This window comes from Terribacillus sp. JSM ZJ617 (assembly GCF_044383785.1).
Taxonomy (GTDB): Bacteria; Bacillota; Bacilli; order Bacillales; family Amphibacillaceae; genus Terribacillus.
On record NZ_JBISEQ010000001.1, the window covers coordinates 1,151,808 to 1,164,384 of the forward strand.

At 44.3% G+C, this 12,577-nt stretch carries 18 protein-coding genes and 1 riboswitch; of the genes, 15 read left to right on the top strand and 3 right to left on the bottom strand.

The features are described 5' to 3' along the window. Positions 1-44: 44 nt before the first annotated feature. The 3 genes from ACH6C1_RS05700 to ACH6C1_RS05710 form a co-directional block, all read right to left on the bottom strand. Positions 45-467 (bottom strand): MarR family winged helix-turn-helix transcriptional regulator, encoded by a 423-nt coding sequence (locus tag ACH6C1_RS05700; protein ID WP_095224348.1) that lies wholly within the window; start codon positions 465-467, stop codon positions 45-47. A 129-nt stretch (positions 468-596) separates the two neighbouring features. Continuing rightward, positions 597-920, bottom strand: a complete 324-nt coding sequence (locus ACH6C1_RS05705; RefSeq protein WP_095224347.1) for a spore coat protein — start codon at positions 918-920, stop codon at positions 597-599. Positions 921-932: 12 nt separating this feature from the next. Continuing rightward, a complete protein-coding gene (locus ACH6C1_RS05710; protein ID WP_095224346.1) occupies positions 933-1,172 on the bottom strand; it encodes a hypothetical protein in 240 nt (79 codons plus the stop codon). 110 nt (positions 1,173-1,282) lie between these two features. Here ACH6C1_RS05710 and ACH6C1_RS05715 point away from each other — a divergent pair, with 110 nt between their 5' ends. The 15 genes from ACH6C1_RS05715 (at position 1,283) to ACH6C1_RS05785 (ending at position 12,464) form a co-directional block, all read left to right on the top strand. Further along, the gene (locus ACH6C1_RS05715; protein ID WP_374075372.1) at positions 1,283-1,642 is read left to right on the top strand and encodes an arsenate reductase family protein; all 360 of its coding nucleotides are present in this window, start codon (positions 1,283-1,285) and stop codon (positions 1,640-1,642) included. Between the two features lie 83 nt (positions 1,643-1,725). Continuing rightward, the gene (gene gcvH / locus ACH6C1_RS05720) at positions 1,726-2,115 is read left to right on the top strand and encodes a glycine cleavage system protein GcvH (protein ID WP_093725748.1); all 390 of its coding nucleotides are present in this window, start codon (positions 1,726-1,728) and stop codon (positions 2,113-2,115) included. A 144-nt stretch (positions 2,116-2,259) separates the two neighbouring features. Continuing rightward, entirely contained in the window at positions 2,260-2,610 is a 351-nt protein-coding gene (locus tag ACH6C1_RS05725) for a ribonuclease M5 (protein WP_038564869.1), read from the top strand. A gap of 27 nt (positions 2,611-2,637) precedes the next feature. Further along, a complete protein-coding gene (locus tag ACH6C1_RS05730; RefSeq protein WP_374075584.1) occupies positions 2,638-2,928 on the top strand; it encodes a thioredoxin family protein in 291 nt (96 codons plus the stop codon). Positions 2,929-3,015: 87 nt separating this feature from the next. Then, a complete protein-coding gene (locus ACH6C1_RS05735; RefSeq protein ID WP_374075375.1) occupies positions 3,016-3,345 on the top strand; it encodes a hypothetical protein in 330 nt (109 codons plus the stop codon). A 59-nt stretch (positions 3,346-3,404) separates the two neighbouring features. Next, a riboswitch (SAM riboswitch) is annotated at positions 3,405-3,506 on the top strand. Between the two features lie 96 nt (positions 3,507-3,602). Continuing rightward, on the top strand, positions 3,603-4,625 hold the full coding sequence (locus ACH6C1_RS05740) for a methionine ABC transporter ATP-binding protein (protein WP_095224342.1): 1,023 nt from the start codon (positions 3,603-3,605) through the stop codon (positions 4,623-4,625). Next, positions 4,618-5,286 carry a methionine ABC transporter permease gene (locus ACH6C1_RS05745; protein WP_366247488.1) on the top strand — a complete coding sequence of 223 codons (669 nt, stop codon included), beginning with the start codon at positions 4,618-4,620 and terminating at the stop codon, positions 5,284-5,286. Before ACH6C1_RS05740 ends, ACH6C1_RS05745 begins: the two co-directional genes overlap by 8 nt. 15 nt (positions 5,287-5,301) lie before the next feature. Continuing rightward, positions 5,302-6,129 carry a MetQ/NlpA family ABC transporter substrate-binding protein gene (locus ACH6C1_RS05750; protein ID WP_374075378.1) on the top strand — a complete coding sequence of 276 codons (828 nt, stop codon included), beginning with the start codon at positions 5,302-5,304 and terminating at the stop codon, positions 6,127-6,129. Between the two features lie 232 nt (positions 6,130-6,361). After that, entirely contained in the window at positions 6,362-7,141 is a 780-nt protein-coding gene (gene sufC, locus ACH6C1_RS05755; protein WP_095224341.1) for a Fe-S cluster assembly ATPase SufC, read from the top strand. 17 nt (positions 7,142-7,158) lie between these two features. Continuing rightward, a complete protein-coding gene (sufD, locus tag ACH6C1_RS05760; RefSeq protein ID WP_374075381.1) occupies positions 7,159-8,463 on the top strand; it encodes a Fe-S cluster assembly protein SufD in 1,305 nt (434 codons plus the stop codon). Then, positions 8,463-9,689 carry a cysteine desulfurase gene (locus ACH6C1_RS05765; RefSeq protein WP_374075384.1) on the top strand — a complete coding sequence of 409 codons (1,227 nt, stop codon included), beginning with the start codon at positions 8,463-8,465 and terminating at the stop codon, positions 9,687-9,689. Before sufD ends, ACH6C1_RS05765 begins: the two co-directional genes overlap by 1 nt. Beyond that, positions 9,679-10,113 carry a Fe-S cluster assembly sulfur transfer protein SufU gene (gene sufU / locus ACH6C1_RS05770; protein ID WP_095224338.1) on the top strand — a complete coding sequence of 145 codons (435 nt, stop codon included), beginning with the start codon at positions 9,679-9,681 and terminating at the stop codon, positions 10,111-10,113. The genes ACH6C1_RS05765 and sufU overlap by 11 nt, the downstream gene beginning before the upstream one ends. Before the next feature lie 52 nt (positions 10,114-10,165). Then, entirely contained in the window at positions 10,166-11,563 is a 1,398-nt protein-coding gene (sufB, locus tag ACH6C1_RS05775; RefSeq protein WP_095224337.1) for a Fe-S cluster assembly protein SufB, read from the top strand. 195 nt (positions 11,564-11,758) lie between these two features. Further along, complete coding sequence (locus ACH6C1_RS05780; RefSeq protein ID WP_374075586.1) at positions 11,759-12,241, top strand: DUF2975 domain-containing protein; 483 nt, start codon at positions 11,759-11,761, stop codon at positions 12,239-12,241. Positions 12,242-12,251: 10 nt separating this feature from the next. Further along, positions 12,252-12,464, top strand: coding sequence for a helix-turn-helix domain-containing protein (locus tag ACH6C1_RS05785; RefSeq protein ID WP_038564903.1), 213 nt, complete (start codon positions 12,252-12,254; stop codon positions 12,462-12,464). Positions 12,465-12,577: the final 113 nt, after the last annotated feature.

Below are 12,577 nucleotides of genomic sequence, written 5' to 3' on the forward strand. Positions count from 1 at the left end.
TCCATTCTATATTAGTTGCACGTGCATGTATTTAGCGAAAAAAATCACTGCAAATTCTGATGCAGCTTTCGAATCAGAGTATGCAGCAATTCTATATCCTTCCGTTGGAAACCTAAATAAGCATGATTTTCGATTTCTTCTATCTTCGGTTTGATATCTTTTACCAGATCCCGGCCTTCTGCTGTAATTTGCAAACGGATTGCCCGGCGGTCGTGGAGATCATGTCCGCGGGTGACCAGCCCCTTTTTGACAAGCTTATCGACTATCTTCGTAACGGTTGTCTGCTCTCTTTCCGTTAAGTCGGCAAGCTCTTTTTGGGTGATGTTATCCTGCTTGTCCAATTCCGCAATAAGGGAGAATTGTTCTGGTGTCAGTTCAAACTGTTGAAGCATGCGGGACGTTTCCCGTTTCAAGGATAAGTATGTCCGGGATAAAAGCAGTCCTAACTCGTCTTGTGTCCTGCTCATGGTCCGCTCCTTTCAGATAGCTCAAATAGTTGCACATGCAAGTATATTACGGGTTTGTATCCTATGCGTCAATAATTTTTTTGGATTGGGTTAAAAAAAGGACAACCAGCAGCTGATTGTCCTTCTGTGTCATGTATAGGGAAGTTCTTGTCGTGTTTTGCTGAATTGCTGATAAGCCTGTTCCACTTTTTGCTGCGGAGCTTGCTCCAGGCTGTACCACCCATGCTGGAACATCAAGTTATACAAATTTCGCTGGGAGTCTTGTGTCTCCTTGAACATACGGGCTACTGTTTCATATAATGACTGATTGCTCATTTCGTTGAGTGCCGTGCTGTAAGAAGCTGTCATATACTTTTCGGTAGCAAGCAGATCAGTGACGTGATCCCGGTCATTCATGTTCTGCGTTGTCGGGACTGGTGTCTGGGGATTTTCTATCTTTTGATTCTCTGGCATAACGTTCCCTCCTTAATTGAGCGGTTTTGTCTTCAAATGCTCCAGTAACATATCATAATGGCGCTGATGCATCTGGCCGATAGTGTGCAGCGCTTCCTGGGCATCTGTCAGCTGCACTTCACCGGCAGCATGCTGTGCCTTTTTTGCGGCATTCAAGTTCCAGTTCAGCATATCGCTCAAGTACAGTAAGTCTTTTTCTGAGATCATTTCTGGCGGCTGCAGCATGACATTTTGCTGATTTTCTGCTGGCATGGGATCCCTCCTCTTTCCTTTTTATCGTACCCGGGATCCTGGCGATTATTCTGTGCGAAAGATGCAAAGGACTATGCTAAAATAGCAGTATCAAAAGGAAGGAGATCTGTATGTTCCGATTTTATTGGTACCCGAATTGCAGTACATGTAAAAATGCAAAGAAATGGCTGGATGCGAATGACGTATCCTATGAAGCGATACATATCGTAGAGAACCCTCCAAGTCCGGAGATCCTGCAAGAAGCAGCGGATAAAAGCGGATTGCCGCTTACCAAACTGTTCAATACGAGCGGAAAGGTATACCGGGAGGGCGGCTATAAAGAGAAAATCAAAGAGGCAGATGATGCCCAGCTCAAGTCATGGCTATCCGAAAACGGTATGCTTATCAAGCGACCGCTATTAGTTGGGGAGAAGGCGTCAGCGGTAGGTTTCAAACCGGAAGTGTACGAAACTGTGACTGCTTCGAATTAAGCAGAAACGGTGGTAATTTTATCTATTACCTCTTATAGTAAATATGTTAGCTATTCTTGTAGAAAATAGGTGGAGGAATAAAAATGAGCAACTTACCGAAAGATCTACGTTATACTGAGGAACATGAATGGATTAAAAAAGAAGAAGGCAATCAATATCGAATCGGTATTACCGACTTCGCCCAGGATGAACTCGGAGACATCGTATTCGTGGAACTTCCATCAGTTGGTGACGAATTGAAAGCAGACGAGCCATTTGGCAGCGTCGAATCTGTTAAAACAGTTTCAGAGCTGTATGCTCCGATTAGCGGTAAAGTCGTAGCAGTGAACGAAGATTTGGACGACAGCCCTGAGTTCGTAAATGAATCCCCATACGAGAAAGCATGGATGATCGTAGTGGAAACAGACGATGAAGCAGCGTATGAGAGCTTGCTTTCTGTTGAGGATTACGAAGGACGGATTAAAGAGGATTAATTTTTTGGGTCCTTGTTGATATCTGTTAGCAAGGGCGGCGGTCTCTTTTCATATACTATGGCAAGCGTTCATTGCTAAGCTGCCTTTATTCGGGGGCTCGGGCAAGAAAGCAATCAAATATCGATCAGAATAGGTGATGCCAGTATGGGTGATGAAGAAAAAGTCATTATCGTAGAAGGACGCTCGGATAAAGAGCAGATAAGGAAGATCATCGATGAGGAAGTGACGATCATCTGCACCAATGGAACATTGGGCATCGAGCGGCTGGAACAGCTGTTGTATGACTATGACTTGGATCACAAGCAAGTATATATTATGGTGGATGAGGACAGCGCTGGTCATAAGCTGCGAAAACAGTTAGCACGAGAGCTGCCGCATGCCCAGCATATTTACGTAGACAGAACCTATCGAGAGGTAGCGGCGACCCCGGCCCCAGAATTGGCCACAGCCCTGCTTAGCAGAAGTATCATGGTGCATCCATTCTTCCTCGTCTGAAGAAAGAAGGGATGAATTATCAACATTATCAAAACGGAGGTCCAGTCCGTTATACACCAGGAGCAAGCAAGGATATTTGTGCACACGCCTTTTTGCGGCACATGTCAGCTTGCTGAAAAAATGCTCCTTGCGGTGGAGGCAATGATGGACCAGGAATACTATCATAAACTGAACGCCTCTCTCTTTCCTGATTTCATGCAGGAACATCAGATTGAAAGTGTGCCTTGTCTCATTATCTTCAAACAAGGTGAAGTTCAGGAAAAAATATACGCTTTTCATTCCGTCCAGCATATGCTGGCCAAGACGCTGAGTGAATAAAAACAGCTTTCCTTTCCGGAAAGCTGTTTTTTCTTGCAGGAAATCAGAATGAGAAGAGCCAAATACAGTATATGGAGGGGATGGCGGATGATCATCGAAAAACTGACAAAGCTCAAGCATCAGATCGAGGTGAGGGAGGATTTGCTGCCTTTATGTAATGACAAGCGGCTGAAGGTCTTCATTGAATGGGAGGATGCCCATTTCGATTTGCATATAGATAGAAGCAGCCTCACGACACCAGCTTCCAAGCCTTATGGCATTTTACATATACGTACCGATGAGCAGACATTGCAGGAGCTCCTTAGCGGCGAGGTGCAGCTTCGCAGTATCCGTCACAGGCAAGTGGTGGAGGGGGATTATCAGCATATTTTGCTTGTGGAGGCACTACTATTTCTGGGAGCTCCAGGAAGTATGTAAAATATGTTGACAAGATTATTAACTAGATGCTAAACTCCTTTTAGCAATCATATACCAAACTCTTATCAAGAGTGGCGGAGGGACTGGCCCGATGAAGCCCGGCAACCACAGGTTTTCCTGTATGGTGCCAATTCCTGCAGGGAAACCTGTACAGATGAGAGAACAATTATCGAACGCAGATGCGTCTTTTTGTTCTCAGGACAAGAAGACGCTTTTTTTTATGGTTATAAAGCCACATGAGGAAGGAGGAGCGGATATTGATCACTATCAAAAACCTCTCCAAGACATATCGCACAAAAAAACAGAATATTACAGCGGTCGATCAGCTTAATCTTACGATTGAGTCGGGTGAAATCTTCGGCGTGATTGGCTACAGCGGTGCTGGAAAAAGTACTTTCGTACGCCTGCTGAATCGTCTCGAAGAACCGACCGCCGGCGAAATAATCATCAATGGCAAGGATATCGTTAAACAGCGAAAAAACGAGCTTCGTCTTGCCAGACAAGAAATCGGGATGATCTTCCAGCATTTCAACCTGCTGTGGTCCCGTACTGTACACCAAAACATTGCTTTTCCATTAGAAATAGCTGGTGTGCCGAAAAAAGAAAGAAAAGCAAAAGTAGACCGGCTGATTGAGCTAGTCGGATTGAAAGGGCGCGAAAATGCCTATCCATCACAGCTGAGCGGCGGACAAAAGCAGCGTGTCGGCATTGCAAGGGCATTGGCTAACGACCCGAAAGTGCTGCTTTGTGATGAAGCAACATCCGCACTGGATCCGGAAACAACAGATTCCATCCTTGATTTGCTTGTGGACATCAACAAACGACTCGGTCTGACTATTGTATTGATTACGCATGAGATGAATGTTATCCGTAAAATCTGTCACCGTGTAGCTGTAATGGATACCGGTAAAGTGGTAGAAGAAGGCGATGCTGCTCATGTATTCCAAGACCCGCAGCAGGATATCACAAAGCGATTCGTCCAGCAGCTGGATGGAAGCGAGCAGTATGATTCCTTGTCTGCAGCAGTAGTGAAAGAAGGTACAGGTACGATCGTGAAGCTTTCCTTCTCCGGCGAAAACGTCAATCAGACGGTTGTCAGCCAGACTGCGAAACAATTTGATGTTGATATTAACATCCTGCAAGGAAATGTATTGCAGACACAAACCGGAGCAGTCGGTAATTTGTTCCTGCAGCTGGTAGGCAGTGAACAGGAAGTGGAGAAGGCACTGAACTTCATCCGCGCAGCGAATGTGAGAGCGGAGGTGCAGGAACTTGTTTGAGAAGTGGTTCCCGAATGTAGATATTGCAGATTTGAATACAGCCATCTATGAAACATTCTATATGACGATCCTTTCTTTGATTGGTACATTCATCATTGGTATCATCCTTGGTCTGTTGCTTTACCTGACTAGTAAAGGGAAGCTTTGGGAAAATAAGGTTGTCTATGGAGTTGTAGCAGCTGTCGTCAACATATTCAGGGCGATACCTTTTATCATCCTGATATTACTTCTGTTCCCTTTCACCGATTTTGTAGTCGGCACCATCCGTGGTCCAGAGGCAGCACTGCCCGCGCTAATCATTGGATCAGCACCTTTCTATGCACGGTTAGTCGAGATTGCATTGAAGGAAGTGGACAACGGGGTAGTGGAAGCCGCGAAGGCAATGGGTGCGAAGAACAGTACGATCATGTTCAAAGTACTGCTGAAAGAATCCATGCCAGCCCTTGTTTCTGGTCTTACAGTAACAGCAATTGCGCTGATCGGATCCACAGCGGTAGCAGGTGTTATCGGAGCAGGCGGATTAGGCGACTTTGCTTACTTCTATGGTTTCCAGCGACGTCAGTTTGATGTTGTATTTATCTGTACGCTATTAATCGTTATTGTTGTATTCGTCTTCCAATTCATTGGAGACTTGATTTCAAATAAACTAGATAAACGATAAAGGAGAGGGATTCATTTGAAAAAGGCATTATTAGTTATTCTATCAGCAGCTTTCATGATCTTCCTGGCAGCTTGCGGTTCATCTGGCAGCGGCTCGGGTGACGAAGAAACAACAACAATCAAAGTTGGTGCTTCCAGCACACCACACGCAGAGATTCTTAAAGAAGCGCAGCCTATCCTTGAAAAAGAGGGAGTCAATCTGGAGATTGAAGAATATCAGGATTATGTACTTCCGAACGACGACTTGGCAAGCGGCGACCTGGATGCGAACTACTTCCAGCACATCCCTTACCTAGAAACTTCAAACGCAGATACTGGCTATGACCTGATCAGCCTTGGAGCAGTTCACTTGGAGCCAATGGGTGTGTATTCCAAAAATATCAAGAACGTCGATGATATTAAAGATGGTACAGAAGTAATCATGGGTCGTAACGTAGCAGAGCAAGGCCGTATCCTATCTATTTTCCAAGATGCTGGTCTTATCACGATCAAAGATGGTGTAGAACCTGTAGATGCTACTTTGGATGATATTGGTGATAACCCGAAAAACCTGAAATTCAGCATGGATGTTGACCCAGCATTCCTTCCTGATACGTATGAATCAGAAGAGGATGCGCTAGTTGTCATCAACACGAACTATGCATTGCAAGCAGGTCTTACGCCTTCTGAAGACGCATTGATCCTTGAAGGTACAGATTCTCCATACGGCAACATCGTGGCTGCACGTGCCGAAGACAAAGACAATGAAGCATTGAAAAAATTGATGGATGTCCTTCATTCCGATGAAATCAAACAGTTCATCGAAGACAATTATGACGGAGCGATTCTTCCTGTCGATAAATAAGAAATACTATTCTCATGCCTTTGCTGGAATTCTCAGCAGAGGCTATATTTTTGGGTTGAAATGGATGTGTGATACAATAGGAGAAGATCATGTTAAAACTGTGTTTTTATCTAGTAAAAAAGTTGATAATGGTCGAATAATGCTTTAAGATTGTAATGAGAATAAATTGATAATGTGTTTAAATAACGTATTATCGAAACTTATAAAATAGCAGCTATCGGAGGGTTTATAAATGGCAGGTTCAGTTTTAGAAATCAAAGACCTACATGTTTCGATTGAAGATAAGGAAATTCTAAAAGGTGTAAACCTTACGATAAAGAGCGGAGAATTCCATGCAGTAATGGGACCGAATGGTACTGGTAAATCTACATTGGCATCCGCAATCATGGGACATCCCAAATACGAAGTGACTAGCGGAAGCATCACTTTGGACGGGGAAGATGTTTTGGAAATGGAAGTGGACGAGCGTGCTCGTGCGGGTCTGTTCCTTGCAATGCAGTATCCAAGTGAAATCAGCGGTGTAACAAACTCTGACTTCCTTCGTTCTTCCATCAACGCTCGCCGTGAAGAAGGCGACGAAATTCCATTGATGAAATTCATCAAAGAGATGGACGAAGCGATGGACTTCCTTGAAATGGATAAGAACATGGCACAGCGTTACTTGAATGAAGGTTTCTCCGGCGGGGAGAAAAAACGTAATGAAATCCTTCAGCTTCTTATGATGAAAGCTGAAATCGGTATCCTTGACGAGATCGATTCCGGTCTGGATATCGATGCGCTGAAAGTTGTTGCAAAAGGTATCAACAAACTGCGCGACGAAAACTTCGGTTGCTTAATTATTACCCACTACCAGCGTTTGCTAAACTACATCGAGCCTGATTTCGTACACGTTATGATGCAAGGCCGTGTTGTGAAATCCGGCGGATCCGAGCTTTCTCAGCGTTTGGAAGCAGAAGGTTACGATTGGATCAAACAAGAGCTTAACATCGAAGACGAAACAATTAACGCGTAAACTGGAGGAGGGATCTTATGACTGTTGAAACGAAGCAACAATATAATGATGAATATATCAGCCGTTTTTCCAGTTCCCGCAATGAGCCTGAATGGATGAAGGAACTTCGTCAGCAAGCTCTTTCCCAATCGGAATCTTTGGACATGCCAAAACCCGATAAAACTGGGATCAAGAACTGGGATTTCGATACGTATGTGCATGAAGTAGCAGGGGAGAAAATCAATACGTTGGAAAGCCTGCCAGCAAGTGTGGCGGCTTTGATTGATACGGATAATGCTCCAAACCTTTACGTTCAGCGTAATAATAGTGCAGCATACCTTGCTCTAAACGAAAAATGGAGCGACCAAGGTGTTATCTTCACGGATATTTTCACTGCCCTGCAGCAGCACGGCGACTTGGTGAAGAGATTCTACATGAAGGATGCTGTGAATATTGATGAAAATCGTTTGACTGCTCTGCATGCAGCATTGATGAACGGCGGAGTATTCGTCTATGTTCCGAAAAATGTTGTAGTGGACGAGCCGCTTCAAACTATCTTCTGGCAGGAAGATGATAAAGTAGCTTCCTTCAATCATATTTTGATCGTTGCGGAAGCGAATAGTGCTGTAACATATGTTGAAAACAGCATTTCACATAACGCTGACCAAGCAACATTCGCAAACGTTGTGACAGAAGTCATTGCAGCAGATAATGCCAGCGTATCTTATGGTGCGGTTGATAACTATGCTGCAGGTACGACTGTCTATGCAAAACGCCGCGGTGTAGCTTACCGTGATGCTCGCATTGACTGGGCGATCGGTCAAATGAACGATGGTAACACAATCAGTGAGCATATTACACACTTGATCGGTGATAACTCCGGTTCCGAAGCGAAAAGTGTAGTTGTAGGACGCGGAAAGCAAATCCAGAACTTCACGACGAATATTGTTCACTTCGGTAAGAATTCTGTTGGAAGCATCTTGTCCCACGGTGTTATGAAAGACCAGGCAAGCTCTGTATTCAACGGTATCGGTAAAATCGAACATGGTGCCAGCAAATCTGATGCAACCCAAGAAACACGTGTGTTGATGCTTAGCCAAGGTGCACGCGGTGACGCGAACCCGATTCTTTTAATTGATGAAGATGATGTAGTGGCAGGACACGCAGCTTCTGTAGGCCGTGTAGATCCGCTTCAGCTTTATTACTTGATGAGCCGCGGAATCACGAAGCATGAAGCTGAACGTCTAATCATCCATGGATTCCTTGCACCTGTAGTTAACCAGCTGCCGATTGAAACGGTAAAAAATCAGCTGACCCAGGTAATTGAAGGGAAAGTAAACTAATGGATGCCCGCTCTATCCGTGAACAGTTCCCGATCCTGCATCAGGAAGTCAACGGACATCCGCTGGTCTACTTGGATTCCTCTGCAACTTCCCATAAGCCGATAAAAGTATTGGAAGCTGTGGATGCCTATTACCGGAACGACAACAGCAATGTACACCGTGGTGTGCATACACTTGGAACCCGGGCTACGGATAAATATGAAGGTGCCAGAGAAAAGGTGCAGCAATTCATCAATGCCAGAAGCACCAAGGAAGTAATCTTCACACGCGGTACAACGACAGCAATCAATACGGTTGCACACTCTTACGCCCGTGCGAACTTGGAACCTGGTGATGAAGTGATCATCACACCGATGGAGCACCATAGTAATATCATCCCGTGGCAGCAGGCGGTCAAAGCGACCGGAGCAACATTGAAATACTTTGAACTGAACGAAGATGGTACGTTGAACATGGAAGATGTGAAGAAATCGATCGGTCCGCAAACGAAGATCGTAGCTTTGACTCATGTTTCCAATGTTCTTGGAACCATTAATCCTATAAAAGAAATCGTCGAGCTTGCTCATCGGCAGAATGCTGTCGTTCTAGTTGATGGCGCACAAGGCGCACCGCACTTAAAGGTGGATGTGCAGAATCTTGATTGTGATTTCTATTGCTTCAGCGGTCATAAAATGTGCGGACCGACTGGAATCGGTGTCCTTTACGGAAAGCAGGAACTGCTTGAAAATATGGAACCGGTCGAATTCGGCGGTGAAATGATCGATTTCGTACATCTGTATGATTCAACATGGAAGGAGCTTCCTTGGAAGTTTGAGGGAGGTACTCCTATCATTGCTGGAGCAATCGGTCTTGGTGCTGCAATTGACTTCCTGACTGAAATCGGTCTGGATAATATCGAAGCACATGATCAGAAGCTGACTGCATATGCGATGGAACGGATGAGCGGAATCGAGGGGCTGACCATCTATGGTCCTTCGAAAGACAAACGCTCTGCAGTGGTCACTTTCAATATTGATGGTGTCCATCCGCATGATACAGCGACTGCTCTCGATACAGAAGGTATCGCTGTCCGTGCCGGACATCATTGTGCACAGCCGCTTATGCGCTGGCTGGACGTCACAGCTACTGCCCGTGCAAGTATGTACGTTTACAATACCGAAGACGATATCGACAAACTTGTCAGCGGACTGGCAAAAACGAAGGAGTTTTTCGGAAATGTCTTTTAATAACCTTGATACACTCTACCGTCAAGTGATCATGGATCACTATAAACATCCGCGGAATCGTGGTAAGCTGGAAGAAGGCGCACTTGTGGTCGATATGAATAACCCGACGTGCGGGGACCGAATCCAGCTGCAGCTCCAGGTGGAGGATGGCAAGGTGAAGGATGCGAAATTCGAAGGAGAGGGCTGCTCCATCAGCATGTCCTCTGCCTCTATGATGACACAAGCCATCAAAGGTAAATCCGTTGAAGATGCACTCCGGATGTCTCAGCTGTTCTCCGATATGATGCTAGGTAAGGAAATTGATCCTGGCAATCTGGAAATGGGCGATGTGGAAGCATTGCAGGGAGTTGCGAAATTCCCGGCACGCATTAAATGCGCAACACTCGCTTGGAAGGCAATGGAGCAAGGCGTCGAAAAGAACTAAAACTTGAACACTGTCGTGTGAAATAGATGTAATCCTATAAGGAGGTTTTACCATGGCTAAAAAAGCGCCTGAAATTGGAGATTACCGGTATGGCTTCAGTGATCGTGATGTATCCATTTTCCGTACGGAAAAAGGCCTTACACCTAGAATCGTTGAAGAAATCTCTAAATTGAAAGAAGAACCACAATGGATGCTGGACTTCCGTCTTAAATCCTTGGAGCAATTCTATAAGAAACCAATGCCGCAGTGGGGTGGAGACCTTGCTGAGCTTGACTTCGATGAAATCACTTACTACGTGAAACCATCTGAGCGTTCTGAGCGTTCTTGGGATGAGGTACCGGAAGAAATCAAGAACACATTCGATAAGCTAGGTATTCCGGAAGCTGAACAGAAATACCTTGCTGGTGTTTCGGCACAGTACGAATCCGAGGTTGTTTACCATAACCTAAAAGAAGACCTGGAAGAAATGGGTATCATCTTCAAAGATACAGATACTGCCCTTAAAGAAAATGAAGACTTGTTCCGCGAATACTTCGGTAAGCTTATTCCGCCTTCCGATAATAAATTCGCAGCTTTGAACTCGGCAGTATGGTCCGGCGGTTCCTTCATCTATGTACCGAAGGGCGTTAAGACTGATACTCCGCTGCAAGCATATTTCCGAATCAACTCTGAAAACATGGGTCAGTTCGAGCGTACACTAATCATCGTTGATGAAGGTGCTTCTGTACATTACGTAGAGGGCTGTACAGCTCCTGTATACACAACGAACTCCCTGCACAGTGCAGTAGTTGAGATCTTCGTTGCAAAAGATGCTTACTGCCGTTATACAACAATCCAGAACTGGGCGAACAACGTCTATAACCTGGTTACAAAACGCGCGACAGTAGATGCTAACGGTACGATGGAATGGATCGATGGTAACATCGGTTCCAAGCTTACAATGAAATACCCAGCTGTCATCCTTAAAGGGGAAGGCGCACGCGGTATGACATTGTCCATCGCACTTGCAGGTAAAGGACAGCATCAGGATGCTGGTGCGAAAATGCTTCACTTGGCACCAAATACTTCTTCTACGATCGTTTCTAAATCCATCTCTAAACAAGGTGGTAAAGTAACGTATCGCGGAATCGTTCACTTCGGTAAGAAAGCAGACGGCGCTCGCTCCAACATCGAGTGTGATACGCTGATCCTGGATAACAAATCCACTTCCGATACGATTCCTTACAACGAGATCTTCAACGAGAACATCTCTTTGGAGCACGAAGCGAAAGTTTCCAAAGTATCCGAAGAGCAATTGTTCTACTTGATGAGCCGTGGTATCTCTCAAGAAGAAGCAACAGAAATGATCGTAATGGGCTTCATCGAGCCATTCACGAAAGAACTTCCTATGGAATATGCCGTTGAAATGAACCGTCTGATCAAGTTCGAAATGGAAGGTTCCATCGGTTAATAGCTTTACTATTAATATGAAAAAGACGAACTCTTGGAGTTCGTCTTTTTTGTTGTGTAAAATTGATTCTTCGAGAAGATAAGAGTATCCATTTTATCGGAATCAACATATAATTTTCGTTTTTGAATAATTATTTATTGTAAAACGATAAATAATATATTAAGATCGTAATTAAGAAAAACAAGTGAGGTGCTTATAATGAAACGAGAAACACTCTTCTTAAAGCTAGCTGTCTTTCTAATGGCTTTACCGGTTCTTGCATTATGTATTTTTGCGATTCCGAATATAGCTTTTGGTTCGGCAGATTATTATCCGGAAGTGGAATTTTTAAAATATCCTGCTTTGGTTGGATTGTATGTAACGGCATTGGCATATTTCCTAGCTCTTTATCAGTCTTTTCGCCTGCTTGGTTATATTGACAAAAATATAGCTTTTTCCGATTTGTCTGTTAAGGCATTAAAGAATATTAAACTCTGCGCTATAACTATAAGTATTGTTTACGTAATACTTCTGCCGCTAATTTATGTCGTTGCCGAAAGAGACGATGCTCCAGGACTTATTTTGGTAGGAATGGCGCTTATCTTCGCGCCGTTGGTAGTTGCAATTTTTGCTGCTGTCCTGCAAAAGCTGCTGAAAAATGCCATTGATATTAAATCAGAAAATGACTTAACGGTCTGAGGTGAACAATATGGCGATAATTATAAATATAGATGTAATGCTCGCTAAAAGAAAAATGAGTGTTACAGAACTTTCAGAGAAGGTCGGAATTACAATGGCGAATCTGTCCATTTTGAAAAACGGAAAAGCAAAGGCGATTCGAGTATCAACGCTAGATGCTATTTGCAAGGCTTTGGATTGTCAGCCTGGAGATATCCTGGAATACCGAAGTGATGAAGAATAATGAATTAGCAGACATGTGGTAAGTGTAAGTAAGTACCGGAGGGATATAGCTATGTATAGAAATCGAAGCATTACTTACTATGCAGGACAGGAATTACCCGCATTTCAAAAGAG